At 72.2% G+C, this 21,842-nt stretch carries 17 protein-coding genes; 12 read left to right on the top strand and 5 right to left on the bottom strand.

All coding sequences use genetic code 11. The annotated features are described in order from the left end of the window. Positions 1–5: 5 nt before the first annotated feature. The gene (locus ACW62_RS23170; RefSeq protein WP_053206470.1) at positions 6–992 is read left to right on the top strand and encodes a ribonucleotide-diphosphate reductase subunit beta; all 987 of its coding nucleotides are present in this window, start codon (positions 6–8) and stop codon (positions 990–992) included. A 6-nt stretch (positions 993–998) separates the two neighbouring features. After that, positions 999–2,261, top strand: a complete 1,263-nt coding sequence (locus tag ACW62_RS23165; RefSeq protein ID WP_083460071.1) for an Nramp family divalent metal transporter — start codon at positions 999–1,001, stop codon at positions 2,259–2,261. A 219-nt stretch (positions 2,262–2,480) separates the two neighbouring features. On the opposite strand, the gene ACW62_RS23160 is transcribed toward ACW62_RS23165, so the two are convergent. From ACW62_RS23160 to ACW62_RS23150, 3 genes are read right to left on the bottom strand one after another with little or no spacing between them, the layout of a single operon-like run. Continuing rightward, positions 2,481–3,086: a response regulator transcription factor gene (locus tag ACW62_RS23160; RefSeq protein ID WP_053206469.1), complete on the bottom strand. Its 606-nt coding sequence runs from the start codon at positions 3,084–3,086 to the stop codon at positions 2,481–2,483. After that, positions 3,083–4,219, bottom strand: a complete 1,137-nt coding sequence (locus tag ACW62_RS23155) for a sensor histidine kinase (RefSeq protein ID WP_053206468.1) — start codon at positions 4,217–4,219, stop codon at positions 3,083–3,085. Before ACW62_RS23155 ends, ACW62_RS23160 begins: the two co-directional genes overlap by 4 nt. 8 nt (positions 4,220–4,227) lie before the next feature. Next, the gene (locus ACW62_RS23150; RefSeq protein WP_053206467.1) at positions 4,228–5,025 is read right to left on the bottom strand and encodes a thioesterase family protein; all 798 of its coding nucleotides are present in this window, start codon (positions 5,023–5,025) and stop codon (positions 4,228–4,230) included. A gap of 156 nt (positions 5,026–5,181) precedes the next feature. Here ACW62_RS23150 and ACW62_RS23145 point away from each other — a divergent pair, with 156 nt between their 5' ends. From ACW62_RS23145 to ACW62_RS23130, 4 genes are all read left to right on the top strand, one after another. Continuing rightward, a complete protein-coding gene (locus tag ACW62_RS23145; RefSeq protein WP_053206466.1) occupies positions 5,182–6,438 on the top strand; it encodes a Cys-Gln thioester bond-forming surface protein in 1,257 nt (418 codons plus the stop codon). Between the two features lie 361 nt (positions 6,439–6,799). After that, a complete protein-coding gene (gene pdhA / locus ACW62_RS23140) occupies positions 6,800–7,939 on the top strand; it encodes a pyruvate dehydrogenase (acetyl-transferring) E1 component subunit alpha (protein WP_053206465.1) in 1,140 nt (379 codons plus the stop codon). Beyond that, positions 7,936–8,913 (top strand): alpha-ketoacid dehydrogenase subunit beta, encoded by a 978-nt coding sequence (locus tag ACW62_RS23135; RefSeq protein ID WP_053206464.1) that lies wholly within the window; start codon positions 7,936–7,938, stop codon positions 8,911–8,913. The genes pdhA and ACW62_RS23135 overlap by 4 nt, the downstream gene beginning before the upstream one ends. 11 nt (positions 8,914–8,924) lie before the next feature. Beyond that, positions 8,925–10,301, top strand: a complete 1,377-nt coding sequence (locus ACW62_RS23130) for a dihydrolipoamide acetyltransferase family protein (protein ID WP_053206463.1) — start codon at positions 8,925–8,927, stop codon at positions 10,299–10,301. 3 nt (positions 10,302–10,304) lie between these two features. Here the strand turns inward: ACW62_RS23130 and pcaF are convergent, their stop codons facing one another. Then, the gene (gene pcaF, locus ACW62_RS23125; RefSeq protein ID WP_053206462.1) at positions 10,305–11,504 is read right to left on the bottom strand and encodes a 3-oxoadipyl-CoA thiolase; all 1,200 of its coding nucleotides are present in this window, start codon (positions 11,502–11,504) and stop codon (positions 10,305–10,307) included. Next, a complete protein-coding gene (paaI, locus tag ACW62_RS23120) occupies positions 11,501–13,396 on the bottom strand; it encodes a hydroxyphenylacetyl-CoA thioesterase PaaI (protein ID WP_083460070.1) in 1,896 nt (631 codons plus the stop codon). Before paaI ends, pcaF begins: the two co-directional genes overlap by 4 nt. Positions 13,397–13,490: 94 nt before the next feature. Between paaI and paaN the strand changes: the two genes are divergently transcribed. From paaN to ACW62_RS23090, 6 genes are all read left to right on the top strand, one after another. Then, positions 13,491–15,170, top strand: a complete 1,680-nt coding sequence (paaN, locus tag ACW62_RS23115; RefSeq protein ID WP_157574926.1) for a phenylacetic acid degradation protein PaaN — start codon at positions 13,491–13,493, stop codon at positions 15,168–15,170. 169 nt (positions 15,171–15,339) lie between these two features. Continuing rightward, on the top strand, positions 15,340–16,704 hold the full coding sequence (locus ACW62_RS23110; protein WP_053206460.1) for an ABC transporter substrate-binding protein: 1,365 nt from the start codon (positions 15,340–15,342) through the stop codon (positions 16,702–16,704). Positions 16,705–16,822: 118 nt separating this feature from the next. After that, complete coding sequence (locus tag ACW62_RS23105) at positions 16,823–17,761, top strand: carbohydrate ABC transporter permease (protein ID WP_053206563.1); 939 nt, start codon at positions 16,823–16,825, stop codon at positions 17,759–17,761. Next, positions 17,758–18,672 carry a carbohydrate ABC transporter permease gene (locus ACW62_RS23100; protein WP_053206459.1) on the top strand — a complete coding sequence of 305 codons (915 nt, stop codon included), beginning with the start codon at positions 17,758–17,760 and terminating at the stop codon, positions 18,670–18,672. Before ACW62_RS23105 ends, ACW62_RS23100 begins: the two co-directional genes overlap by 4 nt. Before the next feature lie 34 nt (positions 18,673–18,706). After that, positions 18,707–19,720, top strand: a complete 1,014-nt coding sequence (locus ACW62_RS23095; protein ID WP_053206458.1) for a LacI family DNA-binding transcriptional regulator — start codon at positions 18,707–18,709, stop codon at positions 19,718–19,720. A 40-nt stretch (positions 19,721–19,760) separates the two neighbouring features. Further along, entirely contained in the window at positions 19,761–21,833 is a 2,073-nt protein-coding gene (locus ACW62_RS23090) for a S9 family peptidase (RefSeq protein WP_053206457.1), read from the top strand. The last annotated feature ends 9 nt before the right edge of the window (positions 21,834–21,842 follow it).

Raw genomic sequence — 21,842 nt, 5'->3', positions numbered from 1 at the left:
AGACGATGAGCATTCTCGGCACCGGCATCCAGGAGGGCCTGCTGCTCAAGCCGGTCCGCTACCCCTGGGCCTACGAGCTGTACAACCAGGCCGTCGCGAACACGTGGTTTCCGCACGAGGTACAGCTCGGCGAGGACATGGCCGACTTCAAGAAGATGTCCGACGAGGAGCGGCACGCGCTGACGTTCCTGATGAGCTACTTCAACCCGAACGAGCTGCTGGTGAACAAGGCGCTCGCGTTCGGGGTGTACCCGTACCTGAGCGCGGCCGAGGCGCACCTCTACCTCGCCAAGCAGATGTGGGAGGAGGCCAATCACGTCATGGCCTTCGAGTACGTCCTCGAGACGTTCCCCATCGACCGCGAGCAGGCATATGCGGCGCACGCCACCATCCCGTCGATGGTGGCGAAGGAGGAGTTCGAGGTCCGCTACATCAAGCGGATGGCCGAGCAGACGCTCGACATCACCACCGTCGAGGGCAAGCAGGACTTCGTCCGGAACCTGGTCGCCTACAACATCGTGCTGGAGGGCATCTGGTTCTACAGCGGGTTCATGGTGGCGTTGAGCTTCCGGCAGCGGAACCTGCTGCGCAACTTCGCGTCGCTGATCGACTGGATCGTCCGCGACGAGAGCCTGCACCTGAAGTTCGGCATCAACCTCGTCCTCACCGTGCTGGACGAGAACCCGGAGCTGCAGACCCCGGAGTTCGCCGCCGAGATCGAGCAGATGATCATCGACGGCGTCGCCATGGAGGAGCAGTACAACCGCGACCTGCTGCCCACCGGCATCCTGGGGATGAACGCCGAGTACATCAACCAGTACGTGAAGTACCTGGCCGACCGGCGGCTGGAGGAGTTGGGCTTCGAGCCGCACTACAAGGTCGCCAATCCCGCCAAGTGGATGGCGACTGCCAACGACACGCTGCAACTGGTGAACTTCTTCGAGTCCATCAACACCAGCTACGAGGTCGACGCTCGCGCGGGCGGAGGATAGGGACTCATGTACGTACGGGTGCGCCGTCGCCGGCCAGGCCGCGACGGCGCACCGCTGCCGCCGCTGCCCGGCGCGGGGCTGGGCCTGCTCGGCCCCGCGTTCGTGGCGGCGGTCGCCTACGTCGACCCGGGCAACGTCGCGACCAACCTGTCGGCCGGCTCCGGCTACGGCTACCTGCTGGTGTGGGTGCTGGTGCTGGCCACCGCGATGGCCGGGCTGGTGCAGTACCTGTCGGCGAAGCTGGGCGTCGTCACCGGGTCGTCGCTGCCCGAGGTGCTGCGCGACCGGATGCCGCGCGGCGGCCGGCTGGCGTACTGGCTGCAGGCCGAGGTGGTCGCGATGGCCACCGACATCGCCGAGGTGGTCGGCGGCGCCATCGCGCTGAACCTGCTGTTCGGCCTGCCGCTGTGGCTGGGCGGCCTGATCACCGGCGTCGCGTCGATGGCGCTGCTGACGGTGCAGAACGGCCGCGGGCAGCGCGCCTTCGAGCGGGTCGTGACGACGGCGCTGCTGGTCATCGCGGCCGGGTTCGTGGCCGGGCTGTTCGTGCAGCCGCCGTCGGCGTCGGGCATCGTGTCCGGGCTGGTGCCGCGGTTCGAGGGCACCGAGACGGTGTTGCTGGCGGCAGGCATGTTCGGCGCGACCGTCATGCCGCACGTCGTCTACCTGCACTCGGCGCTGGCCCGCGACCGGTTCGGCGCCACGCCGGAGCCCGGGCTGGTCGGCCGGCTGCTGTCGGCCACCCGGGTGGACGTCGGCCTCGCCATGGTCGTGGCGGGCAGCGTGAACATCGCACTGCTGCTGGTCGCGGCCGCCTCGCTGCGCGGTGTCGACGGCACCGACACCATCGCGGGGGCGCACGCCGCCGTCGAGTCCGGCCTGGGGACGGCGATCGGCGTGCTGTTCGCGGTCGGCCTGCTGGTGTCCGGCCTCGCGTCGACGTCGGTGGGCTGCTACGCCGGCGCGGTGATCATGGAAGGGCTGCTGCTGCGGCGCATCCCGCTGCTGGCCAGGCGGCTGGTGACGCTGCTGCCGGCGGTGCTGATCCTGACCACCGGCGCCGAGCCGACGTGGCTGCTGGTGCTCTCGCAGGTGGTGCTGTCGTTCGGCATCCCGTTCGCGATCATCCCGCTGGTCGCCGTCACCGCGAAGTCGTCGGTCATGGGCCGCTGGGCCAACTCGCGCCTGACGACCGTTCTCGCCATCGGCGTCGCCGTCGTCGTGGTCGCCCTGAACGTCGCGCTGCTGACCCTGACGGTGCTCGGCTGAGGGGCTGAGGTGAGGTGCAGCACGGATCGCTCGCCCATCGGCGGCCGGTCAGACGTGGCCGCGTCCGTATCTCGATGGTCGGCGGTGCCTGCACAGGGATGGTGACACCAGCGCCAACGGTTGGCGGCAGCGTCAACATCCGCGTCGGCATGACCATGCCCGCGTCCGCCTCCCGACCGGCCGGCATCGCATGGCTGACGGGTGGGTGGCCGCCCTCGGTCAGAGCCAGCCGTTCTCGTCGGCGATGCGCACGGCCTCGGCCCGGCTCGACGCGCCCAGCTTGGCGACCGCGGCGGCCACGTAGTTGCGGACCGTGCCGGGCGAGAGGTGGGTGCGCCGGGCGATGACGGCGACCGGGGTGTCGTAGCCGGCCAGCCTGAGCACCTCCAGCTCACGCGGCGTCAGCGGGTTGACCGGCGCGGTCAGCGCGTCGGCGGCCAGCCCGGGGTCGACGTAGCGTTCGCCACCGTGGACGCGGCGGATGACGTCGGCCAGCGTGCCACCCGGCGACCCCTTCGGGAGGAAGCCCTTCGCGCCCGCCGTCAGCGCCCGTTGCAGGTGCGGTGGACGGCCGTGGCCGGTGAGGATGACGACGGCGCACGACGGCAGCGCGGTGGCCAGCTCGGCCGCCACCTCCATGCCGGACAGGCGTGGCATCTCCAGGTCGGCGACGACCACGTCGGGACGGTGCGCCAGCGCGGCGTCGACGGCGGCCCGGCCGTCCGGAGCCTGCGCCACCACCTCGAGGTCCGGTTCGAGGCCGAGCAGGGCGGCGACGGCGGTGCGGATCAGCTCCTCGTCGTCGGCCAGCAGCACCCGGATCACGTCGGCACCACCACCGCGAGCGTGAACGTGCCGTCGCCGGACCGGCCGGAACGCAGCGTGCCGCCTGCCTCGGCCAGCCGGTCGGCCAGTCCGCGCAGGCCGGAGCTGTGCGCGTCGGGCCCGTCGCCCGTCGCGCCGTCGTTGACGACCGTCATGCGCACCTCCGCGTCCTCCTGGCCGATGTCGATCGTGCACCATCGGGCCCGGCTGTGTCGCAGGACGTTGGTGCTCGCCTCCCGCAGGACGGGGATCAGCAGCGCGGCGACCGGCTCGGGCGGCGGCACCGACGGGCCGGTGACGGTGCAGCGGACGCCTGAGGATTCCAGCACCCGGCGGATCGCGTCCAGTTGACCGTCGAGGTCGACCGCCCGGTAGCCGTGCACCACCTGACGCAGCTCGGTGAGCGCCGACGCCGCCAGCGACCGCGCTTCCTCCGCCTCGCGCCCGGCACGCTCGCCGTCGGCGGTCGCCAGCCGGGCCGCAAGCTCCGTCTTCAACGCGATCACCGACAGCGTGTGCCCGAGCAGGTCGTGCACGTCGCGGGCAAACCGCAGCCGCTCCTCGGTCGCGGCCAGCCGGGCTTGCGCCAACCGGCCCTCGCGGGCCTCGACCAGCAGGTCCCACAGCCACATCGGCACCCCGCACAGCGCCGCCACCATGACCGCGTTGATCAGTGTGAGCAGGACGTACGTCGGCACCGATCCGCCGGTCCACCAGCCCACCAGGGCGGAGACGCCGACGACGCCGGTGGCCAGCGCCATGCCGGCGACCCGGCCGAGCAGCAGCGGCGCCGACCCGGCCAGCGGACCGCCCAGCCACGCCCACGTCTGCCAGTCGTCCGCGTCGAGCGGTCCGGCCAGCGGCACCGACACCGCCGCCGCGACCAGGAACGCGACCAGCCACCGGTGCCGGGCCGACTCCGTCGCCCACGGCGTGAGCACGGCGTACACCGCGCCGGCCTGCGTCGTGCAGAACAGTGCGACGCCGAGCGCGCCGAGCGCGGCCACCCGGGCGTCGTCCTCGCCCAGCACCCCGATCAGGCCGCCGGTGAGCGCCGTCGCCACCGCCGCGACCAGCGCGAACAGCAGCACCACCCACCGGGCGCGGCGCAGCCGGGCGTCGGGCGCGGTCATGGACGGGCTCAGGTCACCCGGATGCGGGCCAGCTGCCGGGACTGGGCGACCAGGGCGCCGTCGGCGTCGTACACCTCGGCCTCCTCGTCGAACCAGCCGTCGCGGACCAGCCGGCCGCGCAGGTGCACCGTCAGCCAGCCCGGCGCCGGAAGGCTGCGGGTCAGGAGGCTCAGCTGGACGGTGGGCGCCCAGCCGAGTCGGCCCAGACCGAACACCGTCGGCGGCAGGGAGTCGACCGTGAGCGCCAGCACCACCGGGTCGGGCTGGGTGCCGTCGGCCAGCCGGACGTGCCCGCGCATGGACAGTTGGCCCGCCGGGCGGCCGGAGAACCAGCCCAGGGTCTGTGGGTCCAGCCGCAGGTCGACGTGTTCGAGCAGGCCGACGTGGGTGCCGTCGGGGAGGTCGACGACCGCCGGGATGCACTCGTCGACCGGCGCCACCGGCTCCGGCGGCGGGCCGACCCACTCGACCGGCGACGAGCGCGACAGCGCGCTGGTGGTGACCGTGGCCTCGACCCGCGCCTCGTCGTCCTGGACCAGCGTTGCCCGCAGCGTCTCGATGGTCCGCCCGGTGCGCACGACGTCGACGTGCACCTCCGCCGGGCCGCCCGTGGGTGGGGCCACGAAATGCGCGTTGGTGCTCACCGGGTGCGGGTGCGCCGACTCGGCCAGCACCGCCCGCAGGACCAGGGCCAGCAGGTAGCCGCCGTTCGGCACGTCGCCCACCGACCAGGTCCCGTCGATGTCGACGCCGTGGCGCCCTGGCGCCACCCGGCGCGTAGCCGACGCTTCGTCGAAGTCAGGCACGAGTCAAGACCCTATGCGACTCCGCGCGGCACCGACAGTGCCCCGCGGCGCAACGCCGGACATGTCCAAGTTGCGGGGTGTTCTTTCGGTTCATTCCGTTATCCGATAGCCTGCGGCGGTTCTCGGGGGAGTGCGAACATTCACGAAGGAGAACTCTTGTCCACCCATTCCCGTCGGCGCGTTGCAGGCGCCGGCGTCGCGGCCGCGCTCGGCGCGGCCGTCCTGCTTCCCGCATCCGCAACGGCTGCCGACTTCGAGACGGCCGACGCCGAGGCTCGCGCGATCATCCACCCGGACGGCAACGTCGAGGGCTATCGCGTCAACTACGGCGGCGGCTCGGTCCGGGCCATCCTGCTCGGCCTGCTGGCCGACGACGGCGCGCAGCTGAAGACCTACTGTGTCGAGGTCAACGTCCCGATCAACCAGGATCCCGAACTGAACATGGTCGAGGTGCCCTGGGACTCCTACCCGGTCCCGGACGCCCCGTTCACCGACAACGCCGACCGCATCCTCTGGGTGCTGCAGAATTCCTACCCGGTGCTGCCGGCGGCCGACATCGAGACCGCATTGGACGGCGTCGTGGCGTTCAATGACGGGCTCTCCGAGCGCGAGGCGATCACCGCCACGCAGGCCGCCGTCTGGTCGCTCAGCGACGCCGTGCAGCCGAGCCTCGACGACTTCACCAACGAGGGTGACGACGTCGACGCCGACGTGCGGGCCCTGTTCGAGTACCTGACCGGCGAGGACAACACCGGCATCGGCGAGCAGCCGGCGCCGGCGCTGTCGCTGGACCCGTCGTCGATCTCGGGCGAGGCCGGCAACGTCCTCGGCCCGTTCACCGTCAGCACCAACGCCGAGACCGTCGACGTCACGGCCGAGCTGCCCGAGGGCGTCGAGCTGGTCGACGCCGACGGCGCGCCGCTGGGCGACCAGTTGGCCGACGGCGCCACCTTCGGCGTCGACGTGCCGGCCGACGCGGAGGCCGGCGACGGCACCGTCCGGCTGCACGCCGACGCGCACCTCAACATCGGCCGGCTGTTCGTCAGCAACACCGACGAGATCCGCACCCAGTCGCTGATCCTGGCGCAGTCGGAGAAGACCCAGCTGGACGTCGAGGGCACGGTCGACTGGACCGTCGCGACGGAGACGCCGACGCCGACGCCCACGCCGTCCGAGACCCCGTCGGAGACGCCGAGCGAGACGCCGTCCGAGACCCCGTCGGAGACGCCGAGCGAGACGCCGTCCGAGACCCCCTCGGAGACGCCGAGCCAGACCCCGACCCCGAGCGAGACGCCGGACGAGGACCTGCCGGACACCGGCTCCTCGCCGACGCTGCTGCTCGCGGTCGGCCTGAGCCTCGTCGCCGGCGCCGCGTTCCTGCTGCGTCGCCGCTTCGCCGGGGCCGCCGAGTAGAGACGGTCACCACCTGAGCACCGCCACGAGTCGTCTGCCGTCCGTATTACTCGGACGACAGACGACTTGTGCGTTCAGCGCAGGGTCACCGTGAGGAAGTTTGTCCGGAACGACGAGCCTGTGGGCGATCCCGAGCGGGCAGGCTGACATCAGGTGCTGCAGGATGAGCCCCACCTGCCGCCTCGATGCACCCGTCCGACCCCGGATCTGGGTACCGTGGCGGTAGGAGATCGTGACTCCGGTCACGGTCATGCACCGCGGCGAGGGAGGACCCACCCGTAGTCCCCACCCACGCCGCCGGTGGTCACGAGGAGCAGGCTCCCGCGGCAATCCTGCGGGGCCGACGACGTGAAGGAGACACATGACTGTCGAGACGGCGGCCGGGGCGACCTCGCCCGAACCCGAGCTCGTCCAGCTGCTCACCCCCGAGGGTCAGCGCGTTCCGAACGAGCGCTACGACGCCCTCGTCGCCGACATCACCGGCGACGACGTCCGGTCCATGTACCGCGATCTCGTGCTGGGCCGCCGCGTCGACGGCGAGGCCGTCGCGCTGCAGCGGCAGGGTGAGCTGGGCCTGTGGGCCAGCCTGCTGGGCCAGGAGGCCGCGCAGGTCGGGTCGGCCCGGGCAATGCGCCCGCAGGACCACGTCTTCCCGACGTACCGCGAGCACGCGGTCGCGCTGTGCCGCGGCGTCGACCCGCTGCACCTGCTGGCGCTGTTCCGCGGCGTCGACCAAGGCGGCTGGGACACCGTCGGGTCGAACTTCCACCTGTACACCATCGTCATCGGCGCGCAGACGCTGCACGCCACCGGCTACGCCATGGGCATCCAGCGCGACGGCGCCATCGGCACCGGCGACCCCGACCGTGACGCCGCCGTCGTCGCCTACTTCGGCGACGGCGCCACCAGCCAGGGCGACGTCAACGAGGCGTTCATCTGGGCCAGCGTCGTCAACGCCCCGGTGGTGTTCTTCTGCCAGAACAACCAGTGGGCCATCTCCGAGCCGCTGGAGCGGCAGACCCGGGTGCCGCTGTACCGCCGCGCCGCCGGGTTCGGCTTCCCGGGCGTCCGCGTCGACGGCAACGACGTCCTCGCCTGCCTGGCCGTCACCCGCGAGGCGCTGCAGCGGGCCCGCGACGGCGAGGGCCCCACGCTGGTCGAGGCGTTCACCTACCGCATGGGCGCCCACACCACCACCGACGACCCCACCCGGTACCGCCTCAACGCCGAGCTGGAGCACTGGAAGCTCAAGGACCCGATCGAGCGGGTGAAGGCGTACATGGTCCGCGGCGACCTCGCCGACCAAGCGTTCTTCGACGCCGTCGAGGAAGAGGCCGAGGAGCTGGCCGTGCACCTGCGGGCGGCCTGCCGCGCGCTGCCCGACCCCACGCCGACGTCGATCTTCGACCACGTCTACGTCGAGCCGACCCCCGGTCTCGTCGCCCAGCGCGAGGAGATGTCGGCCTACCTCGACAGCTTCGCCGAGGAGGTGGCCCGATGACGAGCCTCAACATCATCAAGGCGGTCAACGCCGGCCTGCGGCGATCCATGGAGAACGACGCCAAGGTCCTCGTCATGGGCGAGGACGTCGGCAAGCTCGGCGGCGTCTTCCGGGTCACCGACGGCCTGCAGAAGGACTTCGGCGAGGACCGCGTCATCGACACCCCGCTGGCCGAGTCCGGCATCATCGGCACCGCGGTCGGGCTGGCGCTGCGCGGCTACCGGCCGGTGTGCGAGATCCAGTTCGACGGCTTCGTGTTCCCCGGCTACGACCAGATCGTCAACCAGGTCGCGAAGATGCACTTCCGCTCCGGCGGCCGGTTGCGGATGCCGATCGTCATCCGCATCCCGTTCGGCGGCGCCATCGGCGCCGTCGAACACCACAGCGAGAGCCCGGAGGCGTACTTCGCGCACACCCCGGGCCTCAAGGTGGTCACCTGCTCCAACCCGCTCGACGCGTACTGGATGATCCAGCAGGCCATCGAGCTGGACGATCCGGTGGTGTTCTTCGAGCCGAAGGGCCGCTACTACACGAAGGGCGAGGTCGACCTCGACGGCGAGCCGGACCTGCCGCTGGAGTCCGCGCGGGTGGCGCTGCCCGGCACCGACGCCACGGTGGTGGCGTACGGCCCCACGGTGAAGACCTGCCTCGACGCCGCGGCAGCCGCCGCCGACGACGGCCGGTCGCTCGAGGTCATCGACCTGCGCACGCTGTCGCCGCTGGACCTGCGCGCGGTGTACGACTCCGTGCGACGCACCGGCCGGCTCGTCGTCGTGCACGAGGCGCAGCGCACGCTCGGCATCGGCGCCGAGGTGGCCGCCCGCGTCACCGAGCAGTGCTTCTACTCGCTGGAGGCGCCGGTCCAGCGCGTCACCGGCTACGACACCCCGTACCCGCCGGCGCGGGTCGAGGAAGAGTACCTGCCCGACCTCGACCGCGTGCTCGACGCCGTCGACCGCACGTTCGCCTACTGAGGAGGGTCTGCATGAGTGTGTCGCAGTTCAACCTCCCCGACGTCGGCGAAGGGCTGACCGAGGCGGAGATCGTGTCCTGGAAGGTCAAGCCGGGCGACGAGGTGAAGGTCAACGACGTCATCGTCGAGATCGAGACCGCCAAGTCGCTGGTCGAGCTGCCCTGCCCGTTCGCCGGCGTGGTCGAGACGCTGCTGGTCGACGAGGGCCAGACGATCGACGTCGGCACCCCGATCATCGCGGTCCGGACGGGCGCCGGTGCGGCCCCGGCCCCGGCACCGGCCGAGGCGCCCGCGCCTGCCGCGCCGGAGCCCGCCGAGCCGGCCGAGGAGCGGCAGGCGGTGCTGGTCGGGTACGGCCCGCGGTCGACGACGGCGAAGCGGCGCCAGCGCAAGGAGCCGGCGGCCACCGCGACTGAACCGGTGGCGCCCGAGCCGGTCGCGCCGGAGCCGGTCGCGCCGGAGCCCGTCGCCGCACCCGTCGCCCGGGTGTCGGTGCTGGCCAAGCCGCCGGTGCGGAAGCTGGCCAAGGACCTCGGCGTCGACCTCGCCGCCGTCGCCCCGTCCGGTCCCAACGGCACCATCACCCGCGACGACGTCCAGGCCGCGGCCGCCGCGCCCACCACGACTGCCGGGGCGCCGGTCGCGGCACCCGCCGCCGTGCCCACCGGCGCCGGCTGGGACGGCCTGCCGCGGCAGGAGCGCGTCGCGATCCGGTCGGTTCGCAAGGCCACGGCGAAGGCGGTCACGGCGTCGGCCTTCACCGCCCCGCACGTCACCGAGTTCGTCACCGTCGACGTCACCCGCACCATGAAGCTGGTCGAGCGGCTGCGCGGCGCCCGCGAGTTCCGCGACGTCAAGCTGTCGCCGCTGGCGGTGCTGGCGAAGGCGGTCTGCATCGCGGCCCGCCGCAATCCCGACGTCAACGCCCGCTGGGACGAGGCGGCCGGCGAGATCGTCGTGCAGCGCTACGTGAACCTCGGCATCGCCGCGGCCACCCCGCGCGGGCTGGTCGTGCCGAACGTCAAGGACGCCGACCGCCTGCCGCTGCGCGAGCTGGCGGTGGCGATCAACCAGCTGGCCGCCACGGCGCGCGAGGGGAAGACGCCGCCCGCCGACATGCTCGGCGGCACCATCTCCATCACCAACGTCGGCGTGTTCGGCGTCGACACCGGCACGCCGATCCTGCCGCCCGGCGAGGCGGCGATCGTCGCGTTCGGCGCCGTGCGCAAGCAGCCGTGGGTGCACAAGGGCGTGGTGAAGCCGCGCTGGGTCACCACACTCGCGCTCTCGTTCGACCACCGGCTGGTCGACGGCGAGCAGGGGTCGCGGTTCCTCGCCGACCTCGCGGCGCTGCTGGAGGACCCCGGCAACGCCCTCGTCTGGTCCTGAGCGTCAGGGGCGGGCCAGGAGGACGGCGATCCCCTGGCCCACCCCGATGCACATCGTCGCCAGCGCGTGCCGTGACTCGCGCCGCCGCAGCTCCAGCGCCGCGGCCAGCGCGAGGCGCGCGCCGCTCATGCCGAGCGGGTGGCCGAGCGCGATGGCGCCGCCATTCGGGTTCACGTGCTCGGCGTCGTCGGACAGGCCGAGCTGGCGCAGGCAGGCCAGCGCCTGTGCGGCGAACGCCTCGTTCAGCTCGACGTTGCCGACGTCGGCCAGCGCGACGCCGGCCCGGGTGAGCAGCTTGCGCGTGGCCGGAACCGGGCCGAGTCCCATGACCCGCGGCTCGACCCCGGCCGTCGCCGCGCCGGTGACGCGGGCCAGCGGCTCGACGCCGTAGCGCTCGACCGCGGCCGCGCTCATGACCAGCAGGGCGGCGGCGCCGTCGTTGATGCCCGACGCGTTGCCGGCGGTGACGGTGCCGTCCGGCCGCACGACCGGCCGCAGCCGGGCCAGCGCCTCCAGCGAGGTCTCGCGCGGGTGCTCGTCGGTGTCGACGACGACCGGCTCGCCCCGCCGCCGCGGCACCGTGACCGGGACGATCTCCGCCGCGAGCTCCTTGCGCCGGCCGGCCGTGCGCTGCTGGCTGCGCAGCGCGAACGCGTCCTGGTCGGCCCGGCTGACGCCGTGCTCGGCGGCGACGTTCTCGGCCGTCTCCGGCATGGAGTCGGTGCCGTACGCCGACTCCAGCGCCGCGTTGACGAACCGCCAGCCGATGGTGGAGTCGTAGACCTGCGCGTTGCCGCGGTCGAACGCGGCCTGCGCCTTCGGCAGCACGAACGGCGCCCGCGACATCGACTCGACCCCGCCGGCCACGACGACGTCCGCCTCGCCGGTGCGCACGGCGCGGGCGGCGGCGGCGAGCGCGTCCAGCCCGGAACCGCACAGCCGGTTCACCGTGACGCCCGGCACCGTCGCCGGGTAGCCGGCCAGCAGCACGGCCATGCGGGCGACGTTGCGGTTGTCCTCGCCGGCCTGGTTGGCGCAGCCCAGCACGACCTCGTCGACGGCGTCGGCCGGCACCGCCGGGTGCCGGGCCAGCAGCTCGCGCAGGACGTGCGCCGCGAGGTCGTCGGGGCGCACCGACGCCAGCGCGCCGCCGTACCGCCCGATCGGCGTCCGCACGCCGTCGACCAGGAACGCCTCGCTCATGTGTCCTCCTCGTGGGGCACCAGCGTGCCGGGGATCTCCCGCGACCGGCCGCGGAACTCCGCGATGGTCGCGCCGTCGCGGTACACGGTGACGTCGTAGATGCCGTTGCGCCCGCCCCGGTGCCGTTCTCCGGCGACGGCGAGCAGCTGGTCGCCCTCGTGTGCCGGCGCGATGAACGTGACGTCGGCGCCGTACGCGACCGTGCGCCGGTTGTGCGTGTTGCAGGCCACCGCGAACGCGCTGTCGGCCAGCGCGAACACCAGGCCACCGTGGCACACGCCGTGACCGTTGACCATGTCCGGCCGGACCCGCATGCTCACCACCGCGTGGCCGGGCGAGACCTGCTCGACCGTCATCCCCAGCGCCTGCGACGCGGCGTCGGCGGCCCACATCGCCGCGGCGGCCCGCCGGGCGAGGTCGTCGCGCCGTTCGTCCTCGGTGCCCGGCGCGCCGGTCTCGGCGCGGTCGCGCAGCCGCGCCGAGACCCGGTACCGGCCCGGGTCGTCGGCAGCGGCGGCCAGCGCGTCCAGCACGCCGGCGACCCAGTCCCAGCCGAGGGCGGCGCCCCACTCGTACGGCCCGCGCGGGTAGTTGGTGCCGAGGCGCATCGCGGTGTCGACGTCATCGGCGGTCGCGACCCCGGAGTCGACGGCGTCGGCGGCCGCGGCGGCCAGCGTCGCCACCGTGCGGGCCACCACCAGGCCGGGGAGGTCCGGCAGGATCGTCACGGCGAAGCCGTGGCCCTGCAGGAACCCGATCGCGGCCTCGACGTGCTCCTTCGGCGCGTGCTCGGGCGCGGCGATGCCCACCCGTGCCGGCGACCCGTCCAGCGCGAGGTCCACCAGCACGACGGTGCGCGGCCCGCCGCCGGTGTGCTGCGCGGCGGTGCGGCCGTCGGCCGGTCGCAGCTCGACGTCGTCGCTGCTCACGCTCCAGCCGCGGGTGGACGGGTCGAACCCGCCGGCTCCGGCCCACGTCGATGGCGCGTCCGTGACCGGGTCGGCGGTCGGCGGCGCCGGCGGCGGCTCGTCGGCCGCGTAGATGCCGCCGCCGCTCTTGCGGCCCAGGCGCCCGTCGGCGACCAGCCGCTCCTGCAGCACCGACGGCGTGAACCGAGGGTCGCGGCCGAACGCCTCCCACACCGACCGGCTGACCGCGAGGTTGACGTCGTGGCCGATGAGGTCGGCCAGCTCGAACGGGCCCATCCGGAAGCCGCCGGACTCGCGCAGCAGCGCGTCGACCGTCGCGGCGTCGACCCGGCCGGACTCCAGCAGCCGGAACGCCTCGCCGTAGAACGGCCGGGCCACCCGGTTGACGATGAAGCCGGGCGTCGACGCGGCCCGCACCGGCGTCTTGCCCCAGGCCCGCGCCGTGGCCACCAGGACGTCGGCCACCGCGGCGTCGGTGTGCGCCGCGCTGACCACCTCGACCAGCGGCAGCAGCGGCGCGGGGTTGAAGAAGTGCAGCCCGGCGAACCGGCCGCCCTGGGCCAGCTCGGCGGCGATGGCGTCGACGGACAGCGACGACGTGTTCGTGGCCAGCACCGCGTCGGGCCCGCAGACCGTCTCCAGCCCGGCGAACAGCGCCCGCTTGACCTCGAGGTCCTCGACGACCGCCTCGACGACCAGGCCGCAGCCGGCGAGATCCTCCAGCGTCGCGACGGCGTGCAACCGGCTCGCGGCGTCCTCGGCCTCCTCGGCGAGCAGCCGGCCCTTGTCGACCGCGCGGGCCAGCCGCTGGAAGACCGCGTCGACGGCGGCCTCGGCGGCTCCGCCGGCCGCGTCGTAGACCCGCACCTCGTGCCCGGCGGCCGCGGCCACCTGGGCGATGCCGGCGCCCATGGTCCCAGCGCCTACCACGCCGACGGGCACCGAACGAGCGATCGCGTCCATGCTTCGAGTGTCTCCCCTCATGGACGACCGGCGGTCACTGTGACAGAGTAGAGCCAACTGGACGATAGTTTGTCACATGCTGTGGAGGTCCGCGATGTCGCTGGGCAGTCTGATCGATCGGCACCGCGACCTCCTCGGCCGGGCCGAGACCGCCATCGGCGAGCGGACGTTCTTCTCCGCCTACCCGGAGTCGCCGAGCCCGCGAGTGTACGGCGAGACCGCCGCCGCCGAGGGCCAGGCCGCGCACGAGGCGCACCTCGGCGCCGACTTCCCGCTGCGCACGCCCGGCGCCACCGGCACCGTCGCCACCGAGACCAGCCCGTTCGGGCCCGATCTCGGCGTCCGCTACCCGCGGGTGCCGGCCACCGACGAGGCGGTGTCGACGCTGCTGGGCGCGGCCCAGGCGGCCATCCCGGCCTGGCGCGACGCCGGCGCCGACGGCCGCGCGGCGATCTGCCTCGAGGTGCTGTCGCGGCTGCACGGGCGCATCTTCGAGCTGGCCCAGGCGGTCATGCACACCTCCGGCCAGGCGTTCGTCATGGCCTTTCAGGCCGGCGGCGCGCACGCGCTGGACCGCGCGCTGGAGGCGGTCGCGTATGCGCACGCCGAGCAGGCCCGCATTCCCGGCGAGGTGCTGTGGGAGAAGCCGGCCAAGGGCGAGCCGCTGCGCATGACGAAGACCTTCCACGTGGTGCCCCGCGGCGTCGCGCTGGTCGTCGGCTGCAACACGTTCCCGACCTGGAACTCCTGGCCCGGCCTGTTCGCGTCGCTGGCCACCGGCAACGCCGTCGTCGTCAAGCCGCACCCGAACGCCGTCCTGCCGCTGGCCATCACCGTGCGGACGATCCGCGAGGTGCTCGAGGAGTACGGCTTCGACCCCGACCTCGTCACGCTGGCCGCCGAGGACCCGGCCGACCGGCTGGCCGCGGTGCTCGCCGTCCGGCCCGAGGTGCGGGTCATCGACTTCACCGGCTCCACGGCGTTCGGCGACTGGCTGGAGCAGCACGCCCGCCAGGCCGTCGTGTTCACCGAGAAGGCCGGGCTGAACACCGTCGTCGTCGACTCCACCGACGACCTCCAGGGCCTGGTGAACAACCTCGCGTTCTCGCTCAGCCTCTACACCGGGCAGATGTGCACGGCGCCGCAGAACGTGTTCGTCCCGCGCGACGGCATCCGCACCGACCAGGGCACGGTGACCTTCGACGGGTTCGGCCAGGCGCTGGCCGGCGCCATCGACAAGCTGCTCGGCGACGACGCCCGCGCGGTCGAGATCCTCGGCGCCGTGGTCAACGACGGCGTCCGCGATCGCGTCGACGCCACGGCCGGCGACACCGATGTCGTCCTCGCCGCTCGCCCGATCCAGCACCCGGCCTGGCCCGACGCCACCGTCCGCACGCCCGCCCTCGTCGCCGTCGACATCGCCGACGAGGACCGCTACTCGGCCGAGTGCTTCGGCCCGGTCTCGTTCCTCATCGCCGCCGACTCCACCGCCCAGGCGCTGGACCGCTTCGCGGCGTCCGTCCGCGAGCACGGCGGCATGACGGCGTCGGTCTACTCCACCGACCCGGCCGTGCTGGACGCCGCCGAACAGGCCGCCGTCGAGGCCGGCGTGCCGCTGTCGATCAACCTCACCGGCGGCGTCTTCGTCAACCAGTCGGCCGCGTTCTCCGACTTCCACGGGACCGGCGCCAACCCCGCCGCCAACGCGAGCCTCACCGACGCCGCGTTCGTGGCCTCGCGGTTCCGGGTGGTCGCCGCACGGCGGCACTCCTGACACCGTCGAGTGTGTGACGCGTCATACCCGCCGGGAGGCGTGACGTAATCGTTACGGCGAAGTTGCCGATGGGCTCTTGCATTTTTCGAGCGAAAACGTTTTCGTTCAGGCACTGAGATCCGAGCGGCAGGTGCTCGGACCGAATCCCTTCTGGGAGGGAGACAAAGACATGGCGATGAGCAGCGCCCGCAAGGGCTGGGCGGCTGTCGGCCTCGCTGCGAGCGTCTCGCTCGTCCTGGCCGCGTGCGGGGGCGACGACGGCGACGACGACACCGCGGGCGGCGGCGAAACGAGCGGAGGCGGTGGCGACTGCGCGTTCGCGGAGGAGTACGGCGATCTCGAAGGTACCGAGGTCACCGTCTACAGCACGATCGTCGCGCCGGAGAACGAGCCGCTCGAGGCGTCCTTCGACGCGTTCGAGGAATGCACCGGACTGACCGTGACCTATGAGGGCTCCGACGAGTTCGAGGCCCAGCTGCCGATCCGCATCCAGGGCGGTTCGCCGCCCGACCTGGCGATCATCCCGCAGCCCGGTCTGCTGGCCACGCTCGTGCGCGACTACGACGCCGTCATCCCGGTGCCGGACGAGGCCCGGACCCTGGTCGAGGCGTCGTTCGACCCGTCCTGGATCGAGTACGGCACGGTCGACGGGACCTACTACGGCACCCCGTTCAGCGGGAACGTGAAGTCGTTCGTCTGGTACTCGCCGTCTGCGTTCGCCGACGCCGGCTACGAGATCCCGGAGACGTGGGACGACATGATGGCGTTGTCGGACCAGATCGTGGCCGACGGCGGGATTCCGTGGTGTGCCGGCTTCGGCTCCGGCGACGCCACCGGCTGGCCGGGCACCGACTGGGTCGAGGAGGTCATGCTCCGCACGGCCGGCCCGGACGTCTACGACCAGTGGTACAAGCACGAGATCCCGTTCAACGACCCGCAGGTCGTCGAGGCGTTCGACACGGTCGGCGAGATCCTCAAGAACGACGAGTTCGTGAACGGTGGTCTGGGTGACCCGGCCAGCATCGCCACCACCCGGTTCGAGGACGGTGGCCTGCCGATCCTCGACGGCAACTGCTGGATGCACCACCAGGCGTCGTTCTACCAGTCCAACTGGGGCGAGGGCGTCGAGGTGGCCGAGGACGGCGACGTGTACGCCTTCTACCTGCCGGGCATCGACCCCGAGCACGGCAACCCGGTACTCGGCGCCGGCGAGTTCGCGGCGGCGTTCACGGAGCGTCCGGAGGTCCAGGCCTTCCAGACGTACCTGTCCAGCGACCACTGGCACGCTCAGCGGGCCGCCAATGGCAACTACGTGTCGCCCAACCGCACCGTCCCGGTCGACGCGTACGACAGCCCGGTAGACCAGCTGTCGGCCGAGATCATCCAGGACGAGGAGGCGGTGTTCCGGTTCGACGCGTCGGACCTGATGCCGGCCGAGGTCGGGACCGTCGCGTTCTGGACCGGCATGGTCGACTGGGTCATCGGCGCCGAGACGCAGGAGACCGTCGACGCCATCGAGGCAGCCTGGCCGTAAGGGGTCAGGCGTAGGCGGGCGGGCTGCGGCTGCGTAGCCCGCCCGCTTGTGCCTTCCCCGGTGCCCCTCCTTCGCATCAAGGTGGTGACACGTGAACAACTTCGAGAAGTTCGGGCAGATGGCGCTGGCCGTGGCGCTGTTCGTCGGGGTGATGGGTCTGATCCTGCTGCTCGTGGGCCGGACCCGGCGGCGGGCCGACGTGTGGCAGTCGCTGGCGTTCGTGCTGCCGGCGCTGCTGCTGCTCGGCGTGGGGCTGATCTATCCCGGCATCCGCACGACGTACCAGTCGCTCTTCGACCGGACCGGTGATGAGTTCATCGGTCTCGACAACTTCACCGAGATCTTCACCAACTCCGACATGCTGATCGTGCTCCGCAACACGGCGGTGTGGGTGATCCTGGCGCCGATCGTGGCGACCTTCATCGGGTTGGTCTACGCGGTCATGGTCGACCGCAGCCGGATCGAGTCGGCCGCCAAGTCGGTCATCTTCCTGCCCATGGCCATCTCGCTGGTCGGCGCGTCGATCATCTGGCGCTACGTCTACGAGTACCGGCCGGACCAGCAGAACATCGACCAGGTCGGCCTGCTCAACCAGCTGCTGGTGTGGGTGGGCCTGGAACCTCGGCAGTTCCTCGTCGACTCACCGCTGAACACGATCTTCCTCATCGTCATCCTGGTGTGGGTGCAGGCCGGGTTCGCCATGACGATCCTGTCGGCGGCCATCAAGGCGATCCCGTCGGACATCACCGAGGCCGCTCAACTGGACGGGCTGACCGGTGTGCGGATGTTCCGCTACATCACCGTGCCGAGCATCCGGCCCGCGCTGGTCGTGGTGCTGACGACGATCTCGATCGGCACGCTCAAGGTGTTCGACATCGTCCGCACGATGACCGGCGGGCAGTTCGACACCAGCGTCGTGGCGAACGAGTTCTACACGCAGGGCTTCCAGCTGGGTGACACGGGGCTGGCGTCCGCGCTGGCCGTCCTGCTGTTCATCCTGGTGATCCCGATCGTGGCCTACAACATCCGACAGCTGCGAAAGGCGGACCTGCGATGACCGCGGCGATTCCGACCCCCGCATTTCAGGAGGAGCTGGCCGAGGTCGAGCCGGCGACGCTCACCGGCCGGACCCGCAAGCGGCTGACGTCGCGCTGGGCCTCGTTGTTCGCGCTGGTCATCGCGGTGCTGTGGACGATTCCCACGTTCGGCCTGCTGCTGACGTCGTTCCGGCCGGAGAAGGACATCCGGACGTCCGGCTGGTGGACCTGGTTCTCCGACCCGCAGCTGACGCTGGCCAACTACGACGAGGTGCTGTACGGCGGGACGTCGCTGTCGACGTACTTCATCAACTCACTGGTGATCACGATCCCGTCGGTGATCATCCCGATCTCCATCGCCTGCCTGGCGTCGTACTCGTTCGCGTGGATGAAGTTCCCGTTCCGCGACACGCTGTTCGTCGCGGTGTTCGCGCTGCAGATCGTGCCGCTGCAGGTGGCGCTGATCCCGCTGCTGCGGATGTTCGTGAACGCGGATCTCAACGGGACATTCTGGCCGCTGTGGATCTCGCACACGATCTTCGCGCTGCCGCTGGCGATCTTCCTGCTGCACAACTTCATGCGGGAGGTGCCGGGCGAACTGATGGAGGCGGCCCGGGTCGACGGCGCCGGTCACGTGACGATCTTCCTGCGGATCATGCTGCCGCTGGTCACGCCGGCGATCGCCGCGATCGCGATCTTCCAGTTCCTCTGGGTCTGGAACGACCTGCTGGTGGCGATCACCATGGCGACGGGCGCCCAGGACATCCAGCCGCTGACCGCGCGGCTGGCCGAGCTGGTCGGCAGCCGGGGCAGCACCTGGCACCTGTTGTCGGCGGGTGCCTTCGTGTCGATCGTGGTCCCGGTGATCGTGTTCCTGTTCCTCCAGCGCTACTTCGTCCGAGGATTGCTCGCGGGTAGCGTCAAGGGGTGACCCTGGACCATTCCGCGGCCGAGAGAACTCAGCGATGACTGGAATCGTCGACGTCGCCGCCAGGGCCGGGGTCTCGGTGGCGACGGTGTCGCGGGCACTGCGCGGGTTGCCGGGGGTGTCCGCCGCCACCCGGCAGCTCGTGCAGGACATCGCGGCCGAGCTGGGCTACGTCGCGTCGCCCAGCGCGGCCGGCCTGCCCACCGGCCGCACGGGCGCCGTCGCCGTCGTGTCGCCGGTGGCCCGCGGCTGGTACTTCACCGCCGTCCTCGAGGGCGCGCAGGAGGTGCTGGCGCAGCACGGCTACGACGTCCTGCGCTACGACCTGTCCGAGGTCGAGACCAACCGGCGCAAGGTCTTCGACACCCAGCTGCTGCGCAAGCGGGCCGACGGCCTGCTCATCCTGAGCCTGCCACTGGATGCCGACGAGGTCGCCGCGCTGCACACCATGCACCGTCCGGTCATGGTGGTCGGGCCGATCGTGCCGGGCATCCCGACCGTCCGCGTCGACGACGTCGAGGTGGGCCGGCAGGCGACCCGGCACCTGGTCGAGCTGGGCCACCGCAGCATCGGCTTCGCCGGCGGCGACCCCGACGACCACCTCGGCTTCCCGGTCTCGCCGGACCGCCGGCTCGGCTACGCCGAGGTGCTCCGCGAGGCCGGCATCGAGCCGGACCCGCGGCTCACGGTGCCGGCCAAGTTCACCGTCGAGGCCGGCATCGCCGCGTACGAGGAGCTGGCCGCCCGCGGCGTCCGGCCGACCGCGCTGTTCGCGGTCTCCGACGAGGTCGCGATGGGCATCATGTACGCCGCCCGCCACGACGGCGTCCGGGTGCCTGAGGACCTCTCCGTCGTCGGCGTCGACGACCACGACCTGTCCTGGCTGTTCGGCCTGTGCACGGTCGCGCAGAACGTCCGCGAGGAGGGCCGGCTGGCGGCGACGGCGCTGGTCGAGCGGCTGCGCTCGGGAATCGACACCGAGCCGACGGTCACCACCGTCCCGACCCGCCTGATCGTCCGCACGAGCACCGCCCCGCCGCTACGTAGGTAGACCTGTCAGGACGCCTCGTTCCCGTGATAGGTAAGAAACCGTGACAGAGACCACGCCGGAGACCCCGGACCTCCCACCCACCCCGTTCCACGACCTGGACGCCTATGTGGCGCTGCCACGCACCGGCGGGCTGGCGCTGTCACCCGACGGCAGCCGCCTGGTGACCTCGGTGTCGACGCTGAACCCCGAGAGCACGAGGTACGTCACCGCGCTGTGGGAGGTCGACCCCGCCGGCGAGCGTCCGGCCCGCCGGCTGACCCGCAGCGCCAAGGGCGAGAGCGGCGCCGCGTTCCTGCCCGACGGCTCGCTGCTGTTCGGCTCCGCGCGCCCCGACCCGTCCGCCTCCGGAGACTCTGCCGACGACTCCGTTCCGCTGTTGTGGCTGCTCTCGGCCGAGGGCGGCGAGGCGCGCGTCGTCGCCAAGCGGCCCGGTGGTGTCGGCGGCGTGGTCGTCGCCCGCGAGTCCGGAACCGTCGTGGTCGCCTCCAGCACCTTCCCCTCGTCGACCGATGCCGAGTCCGAGGAGAAGCGGCGCAAGGAGCGCAAGGAGAAGAAGGTCACCGCGATCCTGCACGAGCGCTACCCGGTGCGTTTCTGGGACCACGACCTCGGGCCCGACGCGCCGCGGCTGTTCGCCGGCGCGCTGCGCGACGGCGAGTCCCCGCTGGACGACCCCGCGGTCGAGCTGCGCGACCTCACCCCCGACGCCGGCCGGTCGCTCGACGCCGCCGACTACGACGTCAGTGCCGACGGCAGCACCGTCGTCACGGTGTGGAACGTGCCCGAGCTCGGCGGGTACCGCAATTCGCTGGCGCTGATCGACGTCGCCACGGGCGAGCGGCGGCTGCTGGCCGACGACGCCGACTTCGACTTCGAGGCGCCGAGGTTCGCGCCCGACGGCGCCAGCGTCGCGGCCGTCAAGGGCCGTCGCTCCACGCCGGACGAGCCGGTCGACCAGGAACTGGTGATCATCACCGTCGCCGACGGCGCCACCCGGTCGCTCACCGCCGACTGGGACCGCTGGCCGGGCGCCCCGGTGTGGACGCCCGACGGCACGGCCATCCTGTTCGTGTCCGACGACGACGGCCGGTCGCCGATCTTCCGGGCCGACCTCGCCGGCGGCGAGATCACCCGTATCACCGCCGACGACTACGCCTACTCCGACCTCGTCGTCTCGCCTGACGGCCAGACCCTCTACGCGCTGCGCACGTCGTACCTCGAGCCGCCGCGCCCGGTCCGGCTGTCCGCGACCGCCGCCCGGCAGGACTCCCAGCCGCTGCCGGCGCCCGCGCCCGTCCCCGAGCTGCCCGGCACCCTCACCGAGGTCGACACCACCGCCGCCGACGGCGTACGCGTCCGGGCCTGGCTGGCGCTGCCCGACGGCGCGTCGGCGACCAGCCCGGCGCCGCTGCTGCTGTGGATCCACGGCGGCCCGCTCGGGTCGTGGAACGCGTGGTCGTGGCGGTGGAACCCGTGGCTCGCGGTCGCCCAGGGCTACGCGGTCCTGCTGCCCGACCCGGCCCTGTCGACCGGCTACGGCCTCGACTTCATCCGCCGCGGCTGGGGCGCCTGGGGCAAGGCCCCGTTCACCGACCTCATGGCCATCACCGACACCGCCGTCGCCCGCGACGACATCGACGACACCCGCACCGCCGCCATGGGCGGCTCGTTCGGCGGCTACATGGCCAACTGGGTGGCCGGCAACACCGACCGTTTCGACGCCATCGTCACCCACGCCAGCCTCTGGGCCCTCGACCAGTTCGGCCCGACCACCGACGCCGCCTTCTACTGGCTCAAGGAGATGTCGGCCGAGATGGCCGCGGCGAACTCGCCGCACCACCACGTCGACTCCATCACCACGCCCATGCTCGTCATCCACGGCGACCGCGACTACCGGGTCCCGATCGGCGAGGCGCTGCGGCTCTGGTTCGAGATCGCCTCCCGGGCCGAGGGCGAGGACGGCGACCTGCCGCACAAGTTCCTCTACTTCCCCGACGAGAACCACTGGATCCTCACGCCGCAGCACGCGAAGATCTGGTACCAGACGGTGTTCGCCTTCCTCGGCCACAACGTGCTGGGCAAGGACTGGGAGACGCCGGCGATCCTCACCTGACGGCACGCG

Source organism: Jiangella muralis (assembly GCF_001270745.1).
Lineage (GTDB): Bacteria > Actinomycetota > Actinomycetes > Jiangellales > Jiangellaceae > Jiangella > Jiangella muralis.
The sequence above is the reverse complement of the archived record's forward strand: the minus strand, read 5'-3'. Positions and strand labels throughout refer to the sequence as shown.

What these genes read in the sequence shown, in the direction of transcription:
- pdhA (WP_053206465.1), top strand. Translation starts at nt 6,800, where the DNA reads ATGACTGTCGAGACGGCGGCCGGGGCGACCTCGCCCGAACCCGAGCTC.
- pcaF (WP_053206462.1), bottom strand. Translation starts at nt 11,504, where the DNA reads ATGAGCGAGGCGTTCCTGGTCGACGGCGTGCGGACGCCGATCGGGCGG.
- ACW62_RS23155 (WP_053206468.1), bottom strand. Translation starts at nt 4,219, where the DNA reads ATGACCGCGCCCGACGCCCGGCTGCGCCGCGCCCGGTGGGTGGTGCTG.
- ACW62_RS23105 (WP_053206563.1), top strand. Translation starts at nt 16,823, where the DNA reads ATGGCGCTGGCCGTGGCGCTGTTCGTCGGGGTGATGGGTCTGATCCTG.
- ACW62_RS23170 (WP_053206470.1), top strand. Translation starts at nt 6, where the DNA reads ATGAGCATTCTCGGCACCGGCATCCAGGAGGGCCTGCTGCTCAAGCCG.
- ACW62_RS23095 (WP_053206458.1), top strand. Translation starts at nt 18,707, where the DNA reads ATGACTGGAATCGTCGACGTCGCCGCCAGGGCCGGGGTCTCGGTGGCG.
- ACW62_RS23135 (WP_053206464.1), top strand. Translation starts at nt 7,936, where the DNA reads ATGACGAGCCTCAACATCATCAAGGCGGTCAACGCCGGCCTGCGGCGA.
- ACW62_RS23110 (WP_053206460.1), top strand. Translation starts at nt 15,340, where the DNA reads ATGGCGATGAGCAGCGCCCGCAAGGGCTGGGCGGCTGTCGGCCTCGCT.
- ACW62_RS23130 (WP_053206463.1), top strand. Translation starts at nt 8,925, where the DNA reads ATGAGTGTGTCGCAGTTCAACCTCCCCGACGTCGGCGAAGGGCTGACC.
- ACW62_RS23100 (WP_053206459.1), top strand. Translation starts at nt 17,758, where the DNA reads ATGACCGCGGCGATTCCGACCCCCGCATTTCAGGAGGAGCTGGCCGAG.
- paaI (WP_083460070.1), bottom strand. Translation starts at nt 13,396, where the DNA reads ATGGACGCGATCGCTCGTTCGGTGCCCGTCGGCGTGGTAGGCGCTGGG.
- ACW62_RS23165 (WP_083460071.1), top strand. Translation starts at nt 999, where the DNA reads ATGTACGTACGGGTGCGCCGTCGCCGGCCAGGCCGCGACGGCGCACCG.
- paaN (WP_157574926.1), top strand. Translation starts at nt 13,491, where the DNA reads ATGTCGCTGGGCAGTCTGATCGATCGGCACCGCGACCTCCTCGGCCGG.